Below are 20287 nucleotides of genomic sequence, written 5' to 3'. Positions count from 1 at the left end.
ATTGTAGACGCCCGCTCCGGGCGCGGTCATGGCGCCCTGCAGCACGCGTTCAGGCGGCAGCGTCGTCTGAGCCCACGTAGGCACGCCCCAGAAAATGCCCGCGCACGTAACGCCCGTAGAGCCACTCGAACAACAGCGAAATCAGCGCGAAGGCCGCAAACACCACCACGCCAAAGGCATTGCCGCGCCAGGTGTGAATCAGCAGCACCACCAATGCACCGGCGCAGCTCAGTGCACCTAGTGCATACACCCACGACGGCCCGCCAATGCGCGCCCGCAGGCGCCAGGCGCTGGCCCCGACCAGCGCGAACACCAGCAGGAAACTGGCACTACCGATGATGGCGATGTCGGTCAGGTCGATCAGGTTGGCCAGCACCATGGCGATCAGCGCGGTGGCAATGACGCCGGTCACGGGCGTGCTGGCCCGTTGGCGCGCAAAGCGCTGCGGCAACTGACCATCCTTGGCCAGCACGTAGCCCAGTCGCGCGGTACCGTAAATGGTGGCGTTGATGGCCGAGAACGTGGCCAGCAAGGCGGCCAGCGCCACGATGATAAAACCTGCGTGGCCCAGCGCCGGCTCGGCGGCCACCGCCAGCACGTAGTCTTTGGCCTTGAGCAGCTGAGCTTCCGGCACGGTACCCACGGTAATCACCGCAATCAGCACGTAAAGTGCGACCACGAACAGCACGCAGGCCATGAATGCGCGCGGCAAGGTGCGTGACGGCGCGGTGATGTCCTCGGCCGAATTGGCAATCAGCTCAAAGCCCTCGTAGGCCACGAAGATAATAAGTCCGGCGGGAATGGCCGCGCCCCAGGCCGACGGCGGCGTGGCCGTCATCGGGCCTAGCTTCACGTACGGCGCACTGGCCACGATCACCAGCGCGATCAAGGCCACCTTGAGGCCCACGATGGCCGTCTCCGAACGGCTGACCAGACCGGCGTTGGCGATGTTGATCAGCATCGGCAAGGCGATGGCCGCGGTAATCAGCACATGATGCAGCCACGGCGCACGCGGGGAGGCGAAAAAGGTTTCCGCATACGAGGCAAACGCCGTGGCGTACAGCGCGATGGTCACCAGGTAACTCAACCACAGCATCAGGTTGACGCTGCCCGAAAGCAGGTTGTTGCCAAATGCCTGGTCGATGAACACCACCGTGCCGCCGCGACTGGGAAACGCCACCGAAAGATGTGCGTAGGCCAGCGCGGTCAGCCAGGCCAGCAGGCCGCCGGCCAGAAACGCCAGCGGCGTGGCGCCGTGGGCGATGGACACCGCCTCGCCAAGCACCGCGAAGATGCCACCGCCGACCATGCCGCCCACGCCAATGGCGATGGCGCCCCAAAGGCCCACCGACCGTCCAGCCTGCTGCGACACGCTTGCCTCCTTGTTCCGCTCCACAGGCACGCCAGGAACGCGCGCCGAAGCCGGGCATGATACGCCAACGTTCCCCAGAAACTCGCGCATTTGCGCGGTGATTTGGGCGCGCGCAACATCTTGCCCGAGCTCTCAAGTTCAAGCTGCAAAAACGCCACCCACTCGGCCAGCGGCGGGCGTATGATGCCGATCCTCGACCTTTCCGGATGACGCGCGACAGGCCAGGCCCACGCATCATCCGCCGACATTCACCGCACAACCCAAATCGCCATGTCCGACACCTTCACCATTCGCCCGATCCGTCCCGCCGACGAGGCCGCCATGGCCGCGGTGATCCGCGCCGTGATGCCCGAGTTCGGTGCCGACGGCCCAGGGTTTGCCATCCACGACCCGGAAGTGGACACCTTGCACGGCGCCTACGAGGTACCCGGTCGCGCCTACTTCGTGGTGGAAAAGGATGGCCGGGTCATGGGCGGCGCCGGCATCGCGCCGCTTGACGGGCAAGGTGACGGCACCTGCGAGCTGCGCAAGATGTACTTCCTGCGCGAACTGCGGGGCCTGGGAGCCGGCCATGCGCTGATGGCGCGCTGCCTGGAAGCCGCCCGCGCCATGGACTACACGCGTTGCTACATCGAAACACTGACCGGCATGGACGGCGCCAAGGCGCTGTATCTGAAATCCGGCTTCACGCCCATCGCAGCGCCGCTGGGCGATACCGGGCACTTTGCCTGCGACCGCTATTACCTGCGCGAACTGGCCTGAGACTGCCCGCATGATCCGCATTGCCCGCGACGGCGACGCCGCCGCCATCGCCGCCATCTACGCGCCCACCGTCACCGACTCGGTGATCACCTTCGAAACGCAGGTGCCCGATGCCGAGGCCATGCGCCAACGCGTTGCCGATCGCCTGGCGCACTATCCGTGGCTGGTGCTGGAAGACCAGGGCCGCGTGCTCGGTTACGCCTATGCCTCGCGCTTTCGTGACCGCGCCGCCTACGACTGGATCTGCGAAACCTCTGTCTATGTGCATCCGGACGCGCGCCGCCGTGGGGTGGCGCGCCGGCTCTACACCGCCCTGCTCGATACCCTGGCCATGCAGGGCATCACCCAGGCGTTGAGCGTGATCACCCTGCCCGGCCAGGTCAGCATCGCCCTGCACGAGCGCTTCGGTTTCGTGCACACCGGCACCTGGTACAAGGCCGGCTACAAGCTGGGCCAATGGCACGATGTCGGCGTGTGGCAAAAGCAGCTGGCCGAGCCGGCCACACCGCCGACACCGGTGATCGCCTTTGCCGAACTGGCCGAACGCGAGGATTGGCAAGCCAGCCTGAACCGCTGAGCCACCGGCACCACACGACTGGAATGCTCGTCATCGCGATTTGGCATGAAACGGCTACAATGGCCGGCTTTCTCGTACCCGCAATTGATTGGAGGTCCGCATGCAGCTCGACAAGGTCAAGGCCATCATCACCGGTGGCGCCTCGGGACTGGGCTTTGCCGTGGCGCGCCACTTCGTCGCCAACGGCGGCCAGGTGACGCTGTTCGACGTCAACCAGGAAAAAGGTGAGGCTGCGGCCGCCGAACTGGGCAATGCGGCGCGCTTCATGCGCACCGATGTCGCCAGCGAAGCCGAGGTGGTCGCGCAAGTGGCTGCCGCCAAGGACGCCATGGGCGGGCTCAATACCGTGATCAACTGCGCCGGCATCCTGGGCGCCGGGCGCGTGCTGGGCAAGCAGGGGCCGATGCCGCTGGACACCTTCTCGCGCACCGTCACCGTGAACCTGATCGGCAGCTTCAACGTGGCCAAGGCCGCCGCCGACCAGATGCAGCACAACGAGGCAGGAGAGGACGGCGAGCGTGGTGTCATCGTCAATACCGCTTCCGTGGCCGCCTACGAAGGCCAGATCGGCCAGGCCGCCTATTCAGCCTCCAAGGGCGGCGTGGTCGGCATGACGCTGCCGATGGCGCGCGAACTGTCGCGATTTGGCATCCGCGTGGCCACCATCGCTCCGGGCATCTTCTGGACACCGATGGTCGATGGCATGCCTGAAGCGGTGCAGGAATCGCTGTCGGCCTCCATCCCGTTCCCCTCGCGCCTGGGCAAGCCGGAGGAATACGCCGACACGGTGGCCTTTATACTCGGCAACCGCTATATCAATGGCGAAACCATTCGCCTGGACGGCGCGGTTCGGCTGGCGCCCAAATAGAGCGGGAGTGAGTGGCGAGGAGTGAGAAGTGGGAGAAAGCTCGCTGCCCCCACGCTCCCTCACTCGTCACTGCTCTTCACGCTTATCCTCTCACTCCACACTTCTCTCTACTCACTCCTCGCTCCTATGAAAGCTTCCGATATCAAGAAAGGCAACGTCGTCGAATACAACGCCAGCGTGTATCAGGTTCGCGACATCGAGCGCAGCGCTCCGACCGCGCGCGGCGGCAATGTCACCTTCCGCTTCACCATGTATTCGATTCCCGGGGCGCAGAAGTTCGACCTCAGCCTGCGTGCCGACGACGACCTGAAGGAAGTGGAATTGCTGCGCCGACTGGCCAACTTCTCCTACAAGGAAGGCGAGCTGTTCGTGTTCATGGACCAGGAGGACTACACTCAGTACATGCTGCCCCCGGAACTGGTGGGCGATAACGCCGGCTACATCACCGACGGTCTGGAAGACTGCTACGTGCAGCTGATCGACGATGCGCCGGTGGGCTTGCAGGTGCCCTCCACCGTGGTGCTCGCCGTGGCCGAGACCGCCCCGGAGCTCAAGGGCGCCAGCGCCACCAAGCGCTCCAAGCCGGCCACGCTGGAAACCGGCCTGGAAATCCAGGTGCCCGAATACATCACCACTGGCGAGCGCGTGAACGTGAACACGCTGACGGGCGAGTTCTCCGGTCGCGCCTGAGCGCTGCCCACCACGCACGCAAAAGGGCTGGCCCGGCAAGGCCGGCCCTTTTGCGTATCTACAGCGCACAGACAGCCGCGGTGGCGCACAATTAAGCCACTTCCCCCAGCCCACCGACGACGACATTCGCCGCCCATGGCCGCCGGCTCCTATTCGCTTCGCACTGCATTTCTCACCTCACTGACCCAGTTCAAGCGCCCGGACGTGCCGCTGCGCGTAGCGCTGCGCAATACGCTGGCGGTCGTGCTGCCGCTGGCCCTCGGCTTTGCCAGCGGCCACGCCGAGGTGGGCGTGGGCCTGGGCGCCGGTGCGCTGAACGTGATGTTTTCCGATCAGCCCGGCCCCTATCGCCAGCGCCTGCTGATGATCGGCCTGGCCTCGCTGGCCGGCGCGCTGTCGGGCCTGGTCGGGTTTCTGATCGGCACGCACAGCCTGTGGCTGCTGCCGGTGGTGATGATCTGGAGCTTTTTGGGCGGGCTGCTGGTGCTGTTCGGCCCCAACATTGCCCGCGTCGGCATGATCAGCGTGATCCTGCTGGTCATCGCTGCCGCCGAACCACTGGCCGGCACCCGCGCGCTGGGCGCCTCGGCGCTGATTCTGGGTGGTGGCCTGCTGCAGGCGGTGCTGGCGATCATGGCCTGGCCGCTACAACGCTACCGTCCCGAACGTCATGCGCTGGCCCGCGTCTATGAAGACCTGGCGACGATGGCGCGCCAGCGCCCCGGCGACGGCGACGCGCCGCCGCTGACCGAGTCCATGACCGAGTTGCAGCAGACCCTGCTCGGCCGCAGTGGTCGCGGGCGCGCCATGGAAGCGTTCGTGGTACTACTGGAACTTGCCGAGCGCATGCGCCTGGAACTGCTGGCCATGGCCGATATCGGGCCGCACCAGACGCGTACGCGCCAGCGGGTGGATCTGGCCGTCGCTCGCGTGCTTTTGGGCATTGCCAAGGCGCTGACCGAAGCCGAGCCGCCGCATCATGCCGAGCGCGCCCTGGAGCGTCTGAAACGTCTGGAAGCGGGTAACGCGCAACAGCTGCCCCGACCGCTGGGCCGACATCTGCATACGCTGATCGGCCAGCTTGGCGCCGCGGTGCGCAACAGCCGCTGGGCCGGCAGCCGCGGCGAGCTGCGCGCCAGTGCCGCCGAGCGGCGCCTGCCCAAGGCGCTGCGCATGACCTCGGCGCAGGCCACCGTGCGTGCCAATCTGCATCTGCAGTCCTCGGCCTTTCGCCATGCGCTGCGCTGCGCGGTCTGTGTGGGGCTGGCACTTATTACCGGGCGCATCCTGCAATTGCCGCACGGCTACTGGATGCCGATGACCGCCGCCATCGTGCTGCGCCCAGACTTTGGCGCCACCTTCAGCTTCGGCCTGCTGCGCGTGGTCGGCACCATTGGCGGCCTGCTGCTGACGACCGCCATGCTGGCGCTGTCGCCGCACGATGTCTGGGCCCACCTGGCGCTGATGGCGCTGCTGTGTTTCGCCTTCCGTTACCTGGCCACCGCACACTACGGCGTGGGCGTGGCCGCACTCACCGGCACCGTGGTGATCCTGCTGGCCTTCGAGGGCGTACCGTCGGGTGAAGCGGTGGTCGATCGCGCGCTCAACACGGTGCTTGGCAGCATCGCCGCACTGACCGCCTACCTCGTGTGGCCCACCTGGGAGCGCCGACGCATCCGCGTGGTGCTGGCCGAGATGCTGCGCGCCTACGCCGACTACCTGGCCACACTGGCCGCGCCCGATCCGGCCGAAGAGCGGCGCGAGGCACGCACTGCCGCCCGCGCCGCGCGCAGCCAGGCCGAGGCCTCGCTGGGCAAGCTGCGCAATGAGCCGGGTACCCCGCCGCGCACACTGGAACTGGCGCAAAGCCTGCTGGCCAACGGCAACCGCCTGGTGCGCACCGCCATGCACCTGGAAGCGCTGCACCAGGAGGCCGACGAGGTTCCCTGGCACCCGGCCACACAGGCATTCATTGATGCCTGCGTCGAGGCCACACGCGAGCTGGCCAACGCCCTGGTGGACGGTCACGCGGCCAACTTGCCGGACCTTCGCAGCCGTCAGCGCAAGCTGGCGCGCACCCTGCACGATGACGAAGCACTCGATGACGACGAACACATCGGCACCCTGCGCGGCCTGTGCGATCGCCTTACCGACAATATCAATACCCTGGGCCACGTGCTGGCGCGCAGCCACGCGCCGGATACGGCCGACAGTCCTCTGCCCGCCTCGCAGGCGGTGCACTGACACGCCCCTTTAATTGCGGCGCTGCGCCATGAGTCGGCGCGTCCTTGCCCCTACACTCGATGGCATGCTCAAGATCGACACCCACGCGCACCTGTTGCCGAGGGACTGGCCGGACCTGGCCCGCCGCTTCGATGAGCCGCGCTTTCCGGTCATGCATCATCGCGATGGCCGCCACCTGATCTACAAGAACGGCCAGTTCTTCCGCGAAGTGTGGCACAGCGCCTTCGATCCGGCACTGCGCATCGCCGCCTACGCCAAGCACGGTGTCGACGTGCAGGTGGTGTCCACCGTGCCGGTGCTGTTTTCCTACTGGGCGCGCGGCGAACAGGCACTGGAACTGCATCGTTTTCTCAATGACGACATGGCTCAGGTGTGCGCCGATTACCCCGATCATTACGCCGGATTGGGCACCGTGCCGCTGCAAGCGCCGACGCTGGCCATACGTGAGCTGCAACGCTGCATCGGCGAGCTGGGACTTTCCGGCGTGCAGATCGGCTCGCACTGCAACGACTGGAACCTGGACGCGCCGGAATTGTTCGAGTTTTTCCAGGCCGCCGCCGAACTGGGCGCCGCGGTACTGGTGCATCCATGGGACATGATGGGCCGCGAGACCATGCCCAAGTACTGGCTGCCGTGGCTGGTCGGCATGCCGGCCGAACAAGCACGCGCCGCCTGCAGCCTGATTTTTGGCGGCGTGTTGGAGCGCCTGCCCGGCTTGCGCGTGATGCTGGCCCACGGTGGCGGCAGCTTCGTGTTCACGCTGGGGCGCATTGCGCACGGCTTTGCCATGCGGCCGGACCTGGTGGCAGTCGACAACGACCGCGATCCACGCGAGTATCTGCAACGGCTGTATTTCGATTCGTGCGTGCACGATAATCGGGCGTTGCGATGGCTGATCGAAGCCGTGGGGGAAGATCGCGTCATGCTGGGCACGGATTATCCGTTCCCGCTGGGCGAACAGAACCCCGGCCAGGGCATCGAGGCGCTCGATCTGAATCAACGCGGCCGCGAGCGCCTTTTCAGCGGGACGGCGCTCGAGTGGCTGGGCCTGGATCCTTCCCGCTTCGTCTCTTCCCGGAATCTTGCCGATGCCTCGTAGCGCTAAGCTCGCCGCCGTTGTTGCCCTGATGCTGGTCAGCCCGCTGACGCTGGCGCACGACTGGTCGATGGTCGACAACCAAGTGCACTTTTCCACGCCCGATGACTGGACGCTGATCCTGCAAAGCCACGGCGAGGAAGAAATGATGGCCTTCCAGATACCCGATCCGTCCGGCGCCAGCCAGAAAACGCTGCCGCGCATTACCGTGCAGGCCGAAGCCGCGCCCAACCGCGCGGCCTTTCAGAACTTCATCGCCAGCGCCCACGAACACGCCCAGGCCCTGCCCGGTTTCAAGCGCAGCGCCAGTGGCAAGCAACGCCACCTGCTGGTTTATCAAGCCACCGAAAACGGCGTCGAGCAGATCTATCGCGAGCGCTACTACCTGCGCGCCGGCCACGCTGTGCAGCTGACCTGCATCCGGCCGCTGAAAAGCCCGGACAAATGGGCCAGCCACTTCGACGCCGGATGCGATCAGGTGGCGGCGGCGCTGGCGCGCTAACGCCCTTTTTTGCGCGCGGCCGATACCAAAACGGCGAGCCCGAAGGCTCGCCGTTTTGCGTGCACTTATATGGAGCCGTACAACGTCAGCGCAGACCGGTTTCACCGCGGGCGATGACCATGCGCTGGATTTCGCTGGTGCCCTCGTAGATTTCGGTGATCTTGGCATCGCGGAAATAGCGCTCCAGCGGCATTTCCTTGGAGTAACCCATGCCGCCGTGGATCTGCACCGCCTGGTGCGTAATCCACATCGCCGCTTCGGAGGCCACCAGCTTGGCCATCGACGCCTCGGCGCCAAAGCGCCCGCCATTCTTCGCCGCCTCACCCTTGGTCCAGGCGGCACGCAGCGTGAGCAAGGTGGCCGCGTCCAGCTTGCACTTCATGTCGGCAATCTTGGCCTGGGTCATCTGGAACGAGCCGATCGGCTGCCCAAAGGCCTTGCGCTCACGTACCCATTCCAGCGTGGCGTCATAGGCGGCACGGGCAATACCCACCGCCTGCGAGGCAATGCCGATGCGACCGGCATCGAGCACACCCATGGCAATCTTGAAGCCCTCGCCCTCGTTGCCGAGCAGGTTGGCGGTCGGGCACTTGTAGTCGGTAAATTCGATCTCGCAGGTGGCCGAGGCGCGAATGCCCAGCTTCGGTTCGGTCTTGCCGCGATGGAAGCCTTCGGCCTCGGTATCGATGATGAAGGCGCTGACACCGCGGGCGCCGATGCCCGGCTTGGTGATGGCAAACAGCACGATGTAGCGGGCCACCGGACCGGAGGTGATCCAGCTCTTCTTGCCGTTGATCACATAATGGCTGCCATCGGCGCTCTTGACCGCACGCGTGTGCATGTTGGACGCATCCGAACCAGACTGCGGCTCGGTCAGCGCGTAGGCGCCAATGGCCTCGCCCGAGGCAATGGCCTTCACATAGGTATGCTTCTGCTCTTCGCTGCCGTGCGTCAGGATGCCGTTGCAGAACAGCGAGTTGTTCACCGACATGATGGTCGAATGCGCGGCATCGGCCGCGGCCACCTCGATCATGGCCAGCGCGTAGGACACCGGGTCCATGCCGGCGCCGCCGTACTCGGCCGGCACTTCGATGCCCATCAGGCCCATCTGACCCATTTCCTGGATATTCTCCAGCGGGAATTCGCCGGACTGATCGAATTTCGCGGCCACCGGCGCAATGCGCTTTTGCGCGAAATCACGCGCAATGGACTGGATCGAAAGCTGGTCGTCGGTAAAACGGAAATCCATAGGGTCCTCCGACGCCGCAAGGCATGCGGCGAGGTACAGGTAGTCGTTATTGGAATCCGACGTATGCGTCGGAGCCGCCCATTCTAACGCGCGTTTGATCATCTGCCCATGCATGTCGGCAAAACGTCGCTTGACGGGGCTTCGCGCGCGGCCTAGCCTTTCATATCTCTACATCGCGATAAAAGGATGCGAATGGACCTGTCTGCCGCCTCCGCGCTGCTGCGCCTGCTGGCCGACCCGACCCGGGTTCGCCTGCTGGCGCTGCTTGAGCGCGAGGAACTGACCGTGGCCGAACTTGCCAGCGTACTGCAACTGGCCCAGCCGCGCGTGTCCACACATCTGGCCAAGCTCAAGGAGGCCGGACTGGTGCGTGACCGCCGCGCCGGCGTGTCGGCCTATTATCGCGCCAACGCCGAGTTCGACCCCAGCCAGAACGCCCTGCTGGTCGCGCTGCGCACCAGCATCGACGACGCCCTGCTGCGCGCCGACGAAGAGCGCCTGCCGGCGGTGCTGGCCCAGCGCGCCAGCGAACAAGGCTGGGCCGATACCGTGGCCGGCGACATGGAGCGCCATTACTCGCCGGGCCGCACCTGGGAAACCCTGGCCCGCGCGCTGCTGCAGTTGCTGGCTACCGGCGATGTGCTGGATATCGCCTCGGGTGATGGCGTCACCGCCGAACTGCTGGCACCGCATGCGCACTCGATCACCTGCATCGACGCCAGCGAACGCGTCACCACGGCAGCACGCCGGCGCTTGAAGCCATTTGCCAATGTCCAGGTGCACCAGGGCGACATGCATGCGCTGGATCTGAAACGCGATTTCGATCTGGTGCTGATGCTGCACGCCCTCACCTATGCCGAACGCCCGGCCGACGCCGTGGCCGAGGCCGCGCGCGTGCTGCGCCCGGGCGGGCGGCTGCTGGCCGTGACCCTGGCCCGACACGACCACCGCACCGCCATCGAGCCGTTCGATCACACCAACCTGGGCTTCACCGAGGACGAACTGTCCGGGCTGGCCACGCAGGCCGGCCTTCACGTGGTGCAGTGCGGGCGCATCTCGCGCGAGCGCAAGCCGCCCTATTTCGAAGTGTTGTGCCTGCTGGCGCAAAAGCCGCAGTAACGCCTTCCTTTATCGCCGACGGACTTCTCCCATGAGCGACCATCAACTGCCCTGGCTCCGCCCGGAACGCGCCAACACGCTACTGGCGGCCCTGGACCAACGCATCCTGATCATGGATGGCGGCATGGGCACCATGCTGCAGGGCCACAAGCTGGACGAAACCGGCTACCGCGGCAAGCGTTTTGCCGACGGTTACGACAGTCAGCACCATCAGCACGGCGCCGACTGCGGTTGCGAGCTGAAAGGCAACAACGATCTGCTGAGCCTCAGCCAGCCGGACATCATCACCGATATCCACCGTGCCTATCTGCAGGCCGGCGCCGACCTGGTCGAAACCAACACCTTCAATGCCACGCGCATCAGCCAGTCCGATTATCAGCTGCAGCATCTGGTCTACGAGCTCAACCGCGAGGGCGCGCAGCTGGCACGTGCTGCCTGCGCCGCCGAAGAGGCCAAGGATGCGGCCAAGCCGCGCTTTGCCATCGGCGTGCTCGGACCGACCAGCCGCACCGCCTCGATTTCGCCTGACGTGAATGACCCGGGCTTTCGCAACGTCAGCTTCAGTGAGCTGGTGGACAACTACACCGAGGCGGCGGCCGGTCTGCTCGACGGCGGCGCCGACCTGCTGATGGTGGAAACCGTCTTCGACACGCTCAACGCCAAGGCGGCACTGTTTGCCATCAACCAGTTGTTCGGCGAGCGCGGCGCGCGCCTGCCGGTGATGATTTCCGGCACCATCACCGACCGCTCCGGACGCACGCTTTCCGGCCAGACCGCCGAAGCGTTCTACGTCTCGCTGGCGCACGTGCGGCCGATGTCGATTGGCCTCAACTGCGCCTTGGGCGCCGAGGAATTGCGCCCACACATCCAGGCGCTTTCCGACATCGCCGACTGCCGCATCAGCACGCACCCCAATGCCGGCCTGCCCAATGCCTTTGGCGAGTACGACGAAACCCCCGAGCAGATGGGCCATACCATCGAAGGCTTCGCCCGTGACGGCCTTCTGAACATGGTCGGCGGCTGCTGCGGCACCACGCCCGGCCACATCGAAGCCATCGCCGGCGCAGTGAAGCATCATGCGCCGCGCAAGGCCCCCGGCGCCATCTCAGAGGCGGCTTGAGGCCATGGCCCCTTTGGCGCGACGGCAAGCACGCGACCGCGCCGCGCACGCGCGACATCTCCTCCTCCTGTTTACAGGGGGAGGCCGGGAGGGGGTAAACCCCTTGCCCTATCGCTACACGCTGCCGTCGCGCAGTCCGTTCAACGCATGGAATCTTGCATGACCCGCTATACCCGACTGTCCGGCCTTGAACCCCTGGTCCTGACCCCGGACCTGAACTTCATCAACGTCGGCGAGCGCACCAACGTCACCGGCTCGGCGCGCTTTCGCACGCTGATCAAGGAAGACCGCTACGAAGAAGCCGTCGAGGTGGCGCGCCAGCAGGTCGAAAACGGCGCACAGATCATCGACGTGAACATGGACGAGGGCCTGATCGATTCGGAGAAAGCCATGGTGCGCTTTCTCAATCTGATCGCCTCCGAGCCGGATATTGCCCGCGTGCCGGTGATGGTCGATTCGTCCAAGTGGGAAGTCATCGAAGCCGGCCTGCGCTGCCTGCAGGGCAAGGGCGTGGTCAACTCCATTTCGCTGAAGGAAGGCGAAGAACAGTTCCTGGCCCACGCGCGCACCATCATGCAATACGGCGCGGCCGCGGTGGTCATGGCCTTTGATGAAACCGGCCAGGCCGACACCCGCGAGCGCAAGATCGAGATCTGCACGCGCGCCCACAACCTGCTGACCGACAAGCTGGGCTTTCCGTCCGAAGACATCATCTTCGACCCCAACATCTTTGCCATCGCCACCGGCATCGAGGAACACGACAACTACGCCGTGGACTTCATCGAGGCCACGCGCGAACTGCGCAGGCGCTTCCCGGAAAGCCATGTCTCTGGCGGCGTATCCAACGTGTCGTTCTCGTTCCGCGGCAACAACCATGTGCGCGAGGCGATCCATTCGGTGTTCCTGTACCACGCCATCGCCGCCGGCATGGACATGGGCATCGTCAACGCCGGCGCGCTGGCCATCTACGACGACCTGGACGCCGACCTGCGCGAGCGCGTCGAGGACGTGGTGCTGAACCGCCGCGCCGACGCCACCGAGCGCCTGCTGGAGATCGCCGAGCGCTTCAAGGCCAAAAAGGGCGAGGTCAAGGTCGAGAACCTGGCCTGGCGCGAAAAGCCGGTGGCCGAGCGCCTCTCGCACGCGCTGGTCCATGGCATCGACGCTTACGTCACCGAAGACACCGAGGAAGCACGCGTCGCCGCCAGCCGCCCGCTGGATGTGATCGAAGGCCCGCTGATGGCCGGCATGAATGTGGTTGGCGACCTGTTCGGCGCCGGCAAGATGTTCCTGCCGCAGGTGGTCAAATCGGCGCGCGTGATGAAAAAGGCCGTGGCGCACCTGATCCCCTACATCGAGGAAGAAAAACGCCGCACCGGCGATGCCGGCAAGAACAACGGCACCATCATCATGGCAACGGTAAAGGGTGACGTGCACGACATCGGCAAGAACATCGTCGGCGTGGTGCTTCGCTGCAACAACTTCGAGGTCATCGACCTGGGCGTGATGGTGCCCACGCAGAAAATTCTGGAAGAAGCGCGTGCGCACGGCGCGCAGATGATCGGCCTGTCCGGCCTGATCACGCCCTCACTGGAAGAAATGAGCCAGGTCGCCAAGGAAATGCAGCGCCAGGGTCTGGAGCTGCCGCTGCTGATCGGCGGCGCCACCACCTCGCGCGCGCACACCGCGCTGAAGATCGAGCCGCACTATCAGGCGCCCACGGTGTGGGTAAAGGACGCCTCGCGCGCGGTCGGCGTGGCCCAGTCGCTGCTCAGCAAGGAGCTGGTCGACGAATTCATGACCAAGATCCGCGCCGAGTACGCCGAGGTGCGCGAGCGCCACAAGAACCGCGGCAGCGGCAAGCGACTGGTCAGTCTGGCGCATGCCCGCGGCCAGCGCTGGCAGGGCGACTGGAACGCCTACACGCCGCCCAAGCCGCGCAAAAAAGGCCTTACCGTCTTCGACAACTACGACTTGGCGGAACTGCGCCGGTACATCGACTGGACACCGTTCTTCAACGCCTGGGAACTGGCCGGGCGCTTCCCTGCCATTCTGAACGACGACATCGTCGGCACGCAGGCCACCGAGCTGTATCGCGATGCCCAGGCCATGCTCGACACACTGATCGCCGAGAAGTGGCTGACCGCGCGCGGCGTGATCGGCTTCTGGAAGGCTTCCGGTGTCGGCGACGACATCGAAGTCTATGGCGACGATGGCAAGGTGCGGACCACCCTGCACCAGTTGCGCCAGCAGGTCGACAAGCCGGCCGAGCGTCCGGATTTCTGCCTGTCCGATTTTGTGGCGCCGAAAGATACCGGCGTCGAAGACTGGGTGGGCGGCTTCGCGGTCACTGCCGGCCTCGGCATCGAGGCGCATGTGAAGCGCTTTGAGGATGCACACGATGACTATTCATCGATCATGCTCAAGGCCCTGGCTGACCGCCTGGCCGAAGCCTTCGCCGAGCGCATGCATGAGCGCGTGCGTCGCCAATACTGGGGCTACGATGCCGACGAAACGCTGGACAACAACGCGCTGATTGCCGAGAAGTACCGCGGCATCCGCCCTGCCCCCGGCTACCCGGCCTGCCCGGACCACACCGAGAAGGCGACGCTGTTCCAGTTGCTGGACGCCACCGCCAACACCGGCATCGAACTGACCGAAGGCTTTGCCATGTATCCGGCCTCGGCGGTATCGGGCTGGTACTTCTCGCATCCGGACAGCCAGTATTTCGTGGTCGGGCGTCTGACCCGCGAACAGGTAGCCGACTACGCCCGGCGCAAGGACTGGAGCCTGGAACAAGCCGAACGCTGGCTGGCGCCGAACCTCGACTACGACCCGGATTGAGTGTTGTCGTCGTTGCGCGGATGACCGGTGACCATCTTGCGTTCGCGCTCGCTGCGGTAGAACACGATCAGGTTATAGACCGACACAAAGGCGGGAAACACGTTCGACATGATGCCGACCGAGTCATTCTTGCCGAACGTGAAATAAGACAGAAGCATCATGCTGCCGCACACCGACAGCCACCAGAACGCCAGCGGCATGACCACCCGCTTGTGCTTGCGGGTGTAATAGAGCTGCACGAACCAACGGCTGGTGAACAGGGCCATGCCAAGAAAGCCGATGGCTTTCCATGGCGTAATCTCGAAGGTACGCAGCGCATTGATGATGTGCTGCCATTCGTGGTGCAGAAAGTCCATGGGCTCAAGTCGGCTAACGAAAAATAACGCGCGATTCTAGCAACTCTCGCTTGCACCCACACTCGAGTCAGGCGACATCGTGGCGCGCAGCAGCCATTCAAGCAAAAAAGTGTTGACGGATCGACAATCCATCCCTACCATAGCGCGCTCTCTTGGGGCGGTTAGCTCAGCGGTAGAGCACTGCCTTCACACGGCAGGGGTCACAAGTTCGATCCTTGTACCGCCCACCAAGATTCAAGAAAAAAGCCCGGCATTGCCGGGCTTTTTTCGTTTCCAGTGCACGTATCCACCCTGCATTTGCGCTGGCGCAAGACAGCGCGAACAGTGCCGGCCGAGACTGGAAGGCGTACGATACGCATGGCGCGCATCGCTCTGACTGGAGCCATCGCTTGACACCCACTGCCCTGCCCGGCCTTCTCGTGCCCTGCGTGGTCACCCTGGTCCTGAGTTTCGTGCTGGGACTTGAGCTGCATGGCTATCGACGCGCGCAGGATCAGCCACTGGGTTTTGGCACCACCCGCACGCTCTCACTGCTGGGCCTTATCGGCTTTGTGCTGTGGCAACTGGACAATGGACCCGCGCACCTATTGTATGGAGCGGGTCTTCTGTCCGCCGCGCTATGGCTGGGGCTGGCCGCCTACCCACCAAGCCGAAGCCGCAATGCCCAGGCCGGTACGGCTATGCCGCTGTGCGTGGCCCTGATCACCTACTTGATGGGACCGCTGGTGCTGACTCAGCCGGTGTGGCTGGTCGCGGTGCTGACCATGGGGCCGATACTGGCCATGGCCGAGATGCCACGCATCCGGCGCTTCTCTGATGCCATGCCGGTCGCCGAAGGCGCTACCTTCGCCAAGTTCCTGCTGCTGGCCGGTGTGGTTTTGCCACTGCTGCCCAGGGAGCCGCTACCCGGCCTGCCGGGACTGAGCTTCTCGAGCGTATGGCTGGCCGTGGTCGTGGTCTGCGGTATCTCCTACGCCGGCTATCTTGCTCGACGCTACCTGTTTCCACGTGCCGGCATGTTGCTGACCGGCGTGCTGGGAGGCGTTTATTCAAGTACGGCGACCACCGTTGTGCTGGCACGCCAGGCCCGCAACGATGCCGTGGCTGCGGCCCAGGCGCCGTCAGCCGTGCTCATCGCCAGCGCGGTAATGTACGTCCGGCTGTGGGGCATTGTGCTGATGCTCGGCTCGTGGGTGCTGGCACGCCGGGTACTGCTGCCATTTGCGCTGCTGATTGTGATGACCGCTGGGGTATCGGGCCTGCTGTGGCGCCGTACAAGGCAGCATGCAACCAGCGCCCCTCCCGCCGTATCCCGCCACCCGCTGGAGCTTTCGGTGGCGTTCGTGTTCGCCGCCCTGTTCGTGCTTTTTGCCGCCATTACGCACTATGTGACGGCGCACTTCGGCAACGCCGGCCTGCGTGTGCTCAGCATCGTGGTGGGGTTTACCGATATCGATCCCTTCGTGCTGTCGCTGCTGGGAAGCCCAGGGCGGGCCAGCACCCCCATGATTGCCGGTGCCATAGTGCTGGCGGCCGGCAGCAACAACCTGCTCAAGGCCTGCTACGCCATGGTGTTGTCGCGGCAGCGCAGCATGCTTCCGGCCGCGCTGTGGCTGGCGGCCACGCTGGCACTGTCACTGCTGTGGGTCGCCCTGACCTGAGCCGCCACACTCCTGCGTGGCTGTGTATTGCCCCCTTGTATGGCCGTTGACGCGATGCCTCAGTCGGCACAGGGGGTGTGCTCTTCGGCCATTACCTGCGCGACCAGATGCTCCATGAATGTGTCGCGCGCGCGCCGGAAGTCGGGGTGCATTGGGCCATGGGCAGCACGGGCATGCAGTTCGTCATGGGCGTGCAGGAACGCGTCATCCATGCTCGGATGATGGCGCAGATATGCGCTGACACCACATGAGGAGGCGGCAAAGCGCCCCCACAGATCCGATTCAGAGGCCAGTGCCACCAGGCGCTCCTCCCAGACCACGGCCGAGGCAAGCGCGCCCATCGCGGTCACCGGCCTCTGCGTATGCCATGGAACTCGAAAGTTGGGCAACCAGTGGTCAAGCTGTTCTTCCGGCATTGGCCGGGCCAGCGCGAAACCCTGACCGGTATCCGCATCCAGAATCAGCGCCGCCTCCACCAGCCCCGCACTCTCCAGCCCCTCCAAGGTGACCTCCATGTCCAACTCATGCCCCAGCCGCACCAGTTGCCTGATAAAGCGCAATGTCTGCAAGGGTTCCTCACGAACCTGGCGAACGATCGCCTGATCGATCTTGACCCGGTCGAACGGCCATTGGCGCAAGCGGATCAGCGAGCTGTAGCCCGAACCCAGGTCGTCCTCCACCAGCCGGGGGCCCAGCGCTTTCAGTGCCAGCAATCCCTCACGCTCATGGGCATCACCGAAAACATCGCCACGCCCCTCATCCATGCTGAGTGGCGACTCAAGCACCTCCAGAAGCACGGCGCCGGGAGGGCAGGACGTGGCGGACAACACCCTCTCGGCGGCCTGCACGTAACGACGATCATGCAGTGCCGAAGCCGGCAGGTTGACGGCGATATCCAGCTCGCGCCCGGCGGCGAACTGCCGCTGCCGGCACGCGGTGGCCTGCTGCAACGCCCGCTCGAACAGCAGTAGCAGGTCGTCCTCACTGAACGCATGAAGAAAGCGCCCAGGCAACAGCCACTGGCCGTTCTCGTCACGCAGCCGCGCCAGCGCCTCCAGCTCGATCACCTGGCCACGGCGAAGACATACCAACGGCTGGTAGTGCATTTGCAGCGCTGGCGTAGGCAACAGGCGGCGCCAGCGATCACGCACCACAAAAGGAAGCAGCTGAGCCTCATGCCGGCGTGGCGAAAGCCTGGCCAAGGCCAGATCCAGCACAGTCTTCACTTGCTCCAGAAAGGCCTGCTGATCGTCACTGCAGAAGCCGCCCGGAAACGAGGAATACAGCGTCAACAGCGCCTCGGGCTTCCCTGGACTGCGAAACAGCGGCACCGCCACGTTGGAACGCACCCCGAGAGACAGCGCGACATCGCGCCAGGGACTGGCGGCAGCATCGCTGGCGTAGTGTCCAGTGCGCTGAATACTGGCGCTGCGCCAGGCACGACCACTGGGCCCACTGCCACCCGCCAGGCTCTCCCTGACGCTGATGGGTGCGGCCTGGCCGGCGGCTACTGCCCTGAGATAAGCCTTGAACACATCACCACCAACAGCCTCGTATACCAGGCAGCCAGCTTCGTCGGGACGACCGACCGTGCATGCACAGGCCTCCGGATCCCGGATAAGGACATCCACCACGCCCCGGATCAACTCCAGATAGCTGCTGGCCGACCAGGCCAACGCACTGACCTGCGACAGCAGGCGCATGCGCGTGCGCTGCAGCTGGCGCATGCCCTCAATCTGCCATTGTCGCTCCATCGCCAGCCGTTGCAGAACGATCCCCACAGGCCGGCGATCGCGATGCGTGGCTGCGCCAAAAGCGCTGGCTACCAGGTCGCGAAGATACTCGGCCGCTTCCAGCAGCGTGACTTCCTCCACGCCACTGGCCGCGAACATGCAGCCGAGAATAAAAGCCTGGCGACGCTGCTGTCTGAGGTTCACGCGGGCGGCCAGCAGTTGCCGCACACGCCGCGCGAACAACGCCTTCAGCCGCTGCAGATCCTCGTCGGGAAGAACCTTGAGTACGCGTTGCGCACCGGCATGCTCCTCCAGCCAGGAGACCAGATCACCCACAAGCGTTGGCACGAGGGCTTCAAAACACGCCGTCCACGGCATCAACGCCGCCGCTGCATGTGCGCCATGCGGCGTGGTGACAGGCTCGGACACGTTTTCCGGGTCAGGCACGGAAGCCCCGGCGTGTGGCAACGACCACCACTGGGATCGGTGCTGCTTGTCCGCCTTGACGCGGTACATCGCCTGGTCAGCGAACCGCAACAATTGGTCACCACTGCCGCTGGCATGGTCCGGATACAGGGCAATACCGAGACTTGCCGAGAGCTCGAACGATTTGTCGTCAATGCTGATCGTCCGATGCAGAGCCTTCCATATAGGTGCCAGCCACACGTCCAGGTCAAGCTCACCATGAACAAGCTCGAACACGAGCACAAATTCGTCGCCACCCAGTCGCGCGGCATAGCCCTGAGCCGGTAGCGCTGCCTGCAAGCGTTTGGCAATGCCGATCAATACCCGGTCACCCACAGCATGGCCGTAGGTGTCGTTGATCGGCTTGAAGTCATCCAGATCCAGCAGACCCACCGCCAGCGCATGCCCTCTGGCGGTCACCTCTGCCAGCGCCGTATCCAGGTGGATCTCAAGCGCCCTCCGGTTGGGTAATCCGGTCAGCGGATCGTGCAAGGCAAACTGGGTCTGACGCTCACGCTCCTGCGCCAGCGCATGGTGTTGCCGGTGCCGTTCCAGGGCCAGCCCCGCCGCTTCGGCCAGTTCGTCGAACAGATGGTGCATCTCGCCATCGAACGCATCGGCCTCGTAGGTGGCGACCGCAAAGACGCCAGCGGGCTCCCCGTTGGTGCCGCCGGAGAACGGCCAGCAGCCCAGCGCGCCCATCGTATTGAGAGCGCTGTGCTTCCAGGTTTCAGACACATCGTCACGGCTACCGGGACGGACCCGGACGACTGCCTGACCGCTCATGAATGCCTGCGTGGGCATGTAGGGAACCGCGTCCGTGCTGGTCTTTCCGGGCTCGGGCAGCCCGGCCATGGCTTCGGCCATGGGACCGGCAAGCGCCCGTCGCACCAGTGTTTCGCGACCTTCCTCGGCGACGAACACGCCCACGGCGGCAGCACCGGCCACCTTGACCAGTTGCTCGGCCAGTGTATGAAACACCGCGTCGGGATCGGGTTGTCGCAGCAAGGCACGCTGGATACGCCGCTGTGCCTCGCGGTAACGACCCAGCCGAAGATCGCGCTCCAGCAGGGCCTGATGGTCCCAGAATCGTGCCATCTCGGACACCAGTCGCTGGGCCCAGTCGGCAAGATCAGGGGACTGCGTCCAACTGTGGTCATCGGCGTATACGGCCAGCGAAATATGCCCGCCTTCATTGGTCGCCGATACCGCCACGATGGACGACACCAGGCCGTAATGTCTGGCCGACGCCTGCCAGGGTGCGAAGATGGGCGAGTCAACCGAGACCAACTGTACACGCGCGTCACGTAGCGCCTGTGCCAGCGGGCTGCTGACGTCCGGGCTACCTTCTCGCAGGCTCAGATGCAGGGTCTCGGCATAGCCCTTGGCCGAGCCGGCGGCGGCCATCACCTCCACGGCCAGGCTTGCGGCGTCGATCCAGCCGATCCAGACCAGGGGCACCTGTAGGGTCGAAGCCAATGCATCGGCGACTTCGCCGAGCGCCTGACGACGATCCCGTCCTCTGGCTGCGTGCAGCAAGGCCAAGGTCTCGGCCACGCTGCGATAGAATCGCTCGCGGTGCGCGCTGTTGACCGAAGATATGCCCCTGTCCACGGCTTCTCCCGACGC

At 65.0% G+C, this 20287-nt stretch carries 14 protein-coding genes, 1 tRNA gene and 1 pseudogene; 12 read left to right on the top strand and 4 right to left on the bottom strand.

Features of this window, described 5'->3' with window-relative positions; genetic code table 11:
• Positions 1-49: 49 nt before the first annotated feature.
• The gene (locus HBF24_RS01460; RefSeq protein ID WP_206064115.1) at positions 50-1372 is read right to left on the bottom strand and encodes an APC family permease; all 1323 of its coding nucleotides are present in this window, start codon (positions 1370-1372) and stop codon (positions 50-52) included.
• Positions 1373-1642: 270 nt separating this feature from the next.
• On the opposite strand from HBF24_RS01460, the gene HBF24_RS01455 reads away from it, so the two are divergent.
• The 7 genes from HBF24_RS01455 (at position 1643) to HBF24_RS01425 (ending at position 8111) form a co-directional block, all read left to right on the top strand.
• On the top strand, positions 1643-2134 hold the full coding sequence (locus tag HBF24_RS01455) for a GNAT family N-acetyltransferase (protein ID WP_167167843.1): 492 nt from the start codon (positions 1643-1645) through the stop codon (positions 2132-2134).
• Between the two features lie 10 nt (positions 2135-2144).
• Positions 2145-2711 carry a GNAT family N-acetyltransferase gene (locus HBF24_RS01450; RefSeq protein WP_167167841.1) on the top strand — a complete coding sequence of 189 codons (567 nt, stop codon included), beginning with the start codon at positions 2145-2147 and terminating at the stop codon, positions 2709-2711.
• Between the two features lie 100 nt (positions 2712-2811).
• A complete protein-coding gene (locus tag HBF24_RS01445; RefSeq protein ID WP_167167838.1) occupies positions 2812-3579 on the top strand; it encodes an SDR family NAD(P)-dependent oxidoreductase in 768 nt (255 codons plus the stop codon).
• 126 nt (positions 3580-3705) lie between these two features.
• Positions 3706-4269 carry an elongation factor P-like protein YeiP gene (gene yeiP / locus HBF24_RS01440; protein ID WP_167167835.1) on the top strand — a complete coding sequence of 188 codons (564 nt, stop codon included), beginning with the start codon at positions 3706-3708 and terminating at the stop codon, positions 4267-4269.
• Between the two features lie 135 nt (positions 4270-4404).
• Complete coding sequence (locus HBF24_RS01435) at positions 4405-6513, top strand: FUSC family protein (protein ID WP_167167833.1); 2109 nt, start codon at positions 4405-4407, stop codon at positions 6511-6513.
• Positions 6514-6541: 28 nt separating this feature from the next.
• Positions 6542-7612 carry an amidohydrolase family protein gene (locus HBF24_RS01430; RefSeq protein ID WP_240922040.1) on the top strand — a complete coding sequence of 357 codons (1071 nt, stop codon included), beginning with the start codon at positions 6542-6544 and terminating at the stop codon, positions 7610-7612.
• Entirely contained in the window at positions 7602-8111 is a 510-nt protein-coding gene (locus HBF24_RS01425; RefSeq protein ID WP_167167830.1) for a hypothetical protein, read from the top strand. Before HBF24_RS01430 ends, HBF24_RS01425 begins: the two co-directional genes overlap by 11 nt.
• 85 nt (positions 8112-8196) lie before the next feature.
• On the opposite strand, the gene HBF24_RS01420 is transcribed toward HBF24_RS01425, so the two are convergent.
• Complete coding sequence (locus tag HBF24_RS01420) at positions 8197-9360, bottom strand: acyl-CoA dehydrogenase family protein (RefSeq protein ID WP_167167827.1); 1164 nt, start codon at positions 9358-9360, stop codon at positions 8197-8199.
• A gap of 192 nt (positions 9361-9552) precedes the next feature.
• On the opposite strand from HBF24_RS01420, the gene HBF24_RS01415 reads away from it, so the two are divergent.
• The 3 genes and pseudogenes from HBF24_RS01415 to metH form a co-directional block, all read left to right on the top strand.
• On the top strand, positions 9553-10479 hold the full coding sequence (locus HBF24_RS01415) for a metalloregulator ArsR/SmtB family transcription factor (RefSeq protein WP_167167824.1): 927 nt from the start codon (positions 9553-9555) through the stop codon (positions 10477-10479).
• Between the two features lie 31 nt (positions 10480-10510).
• Positions 10511-11599 (top strand): homocysteine S-methyltransferase family protein, encoded by a 1089-nt coding sequence (locus HBF24_RS01410; protein ID WP_167167821.1) that lies wholly within the window; start codon positions 10511-10513, stop codon positions 11597-11599.
• A 132-nt stretch (positions 11600-11731) separates the two neighbouring features.
• Positions 11732-14443 (top strand): annotated as a pseudogene (metH, locus tag HBF24_RS01405) (methionine synthase); the annotation flags it as partial.
• On the opposite strand, the gene HBF24_RS01400 reads toward metH, so the two are convergent.
• Positions 14428-14799 carry a lipid-A-disaccharide synthase N-terminal domain-containing protein gene (locus tag HBF24_RS01400; RefSeq protein WP_167167816.1) on the bottom strand — a complete coding sequence of 124 codons (372 nt, stop codon included), beginning with the start codon at positions 14797-14799 and terminating at the stop codon, positions 14428-14430. The pseudogene metH and the gene HBF24_RS01400 sit on opposite strands and share 16 nt — an antisense overlap.
• 155 nt (positions 14800-14954) lie before the next feature.
• Between HBF24_RS01400 and HBF24_RS01395 the strand changes: the two genes are divergently transcribed.
• Together HBF24_RS01395 and HBF24_RS01390 are read left to right on the top strand one after the other, a co-directional pair.
• Positions 14955-15029, top strand: a tRNA-Val gene (locus tag HBF24_RS01395).
• A 159-nt stretch (positions 15030-15188) separates the two neighbouring features.
• Positions 15189-16460, top strand: a complete 1272-nt coding sequence (locus HBF24_RS01390) for a DUF4010 domain-containing protein (protein ID WP_167167813.1) — start codon at positions 15189-15191, stop codon at positions 16458-16460.
• A 59-nt stretch (positions 16461-16519) separates the two neighbouring features.
• Here HBF24_RS01390 and HBF24_RS01385 read toward each other — a convergent pair whose 3' ends face one another.
• Positions 16520-20272: a diguanylate cyclase gene (locus HBF24_RS01385; protein WP_343162682.1), complete on the bottom strand. Its 3753-nt coding sequence runs from the start codon at positions 20270-20272 to the stop codon at positions 16520-16522.
• Positions 20273-20287 lie beyond the last annotated feature (15 nt).

The organism is Oleiagrimonas sp. C23AA (assembly GCF_011759385.1).
Lineage (GTDB): Bacteria > Pseudomonadota > Gammaproteobacteria > Xanthomonadales > Rhodanobacteraceae > Oleiagrimonas.
The sequence above is the reverse complement of the archived record's forward strand: the minus strand, read 5'-3'. Positions and strand labels throughout refer to the sequence as shown.

Bases quoted from the DNA above. Each gene is read 5' to 3' on its own strand.
- HBF24_RS01430 (WP_240922040.1), top strand. From the start codon at position 6,542: ATGAGTCGGCGCGTCCTTGCCCCTACACTCGATGGCATGCTCAAGATC.
- HBF24_RS01445 (WP_167167838.1), top strand. From the start codon at position 2,812: ATGCAGCTCGACAAGGTCAAGGCCATCATCACCGGTGGCGCCTCGGGA.
- HBF24_RS01450 (WP_167167841.1), top strand. From the start codon at position 2,145: ATGATCCGCATTGCCCGCGACGGCGACGCCGCCGCCATCGCCGCCATC.
- HBF24_RS01410 (WP_167167821.1), top strand. From the start codon at position 10,511: ATGAGCGACCATCAACTGCCCTGGCTCCGCCCGGAACGCGCCAACACG.
- HBF24_RS01435 (WP_167167833.1), top strand. From the start codon at position 4,405: ATGGCCGCCGGCTCCTATTCGCTTCGCACTGCATTTCTCACCTCACTG.
- HBF24_RS01425 (WP_167167830.1), top strand. From the start codon at position 7,602: ATGCCTCGTAGCGCTAAGCTCGCCGCCGTTGTTGCCCTGATGCTGGTC.
- HBF24_RS01400 (WP_167167816.1), bottom strand. From the start codon at position 14,799: ATGGACTTTCTGCACCACGAATGGCAGCACATCATCAATGCGCTGCGT.
- HBF24_RS01420 (WP_167167827.1), bottom strand. From the start codon at position 9,360: ATGGATTTCCGTTTTACCGACGACCAGCTTTCGATCCAGTCCATTGCG.
- HBF24_RS01415 (WP_167167824.1), top strand. From the start codon at position 9,553: ATGGACCTGTCTGCCGCCTCCGCGCTGCTGCGCCTGCTGGCCGACCCG.
- yeiP (WP_167167835.1), top strand. From the start codon at position 3,706: ATGAAAGCTTCCGATATCAAGAAAGGCAACGTCGTCGAATACAACGCC.
- HBF24_RS01455 (WP_167167843.1), top strand. From the start codon at position 1,643: ATGTCCGACACCTTCACCATTCGCCCGATCCGTCCCGCCGACGAGGCC.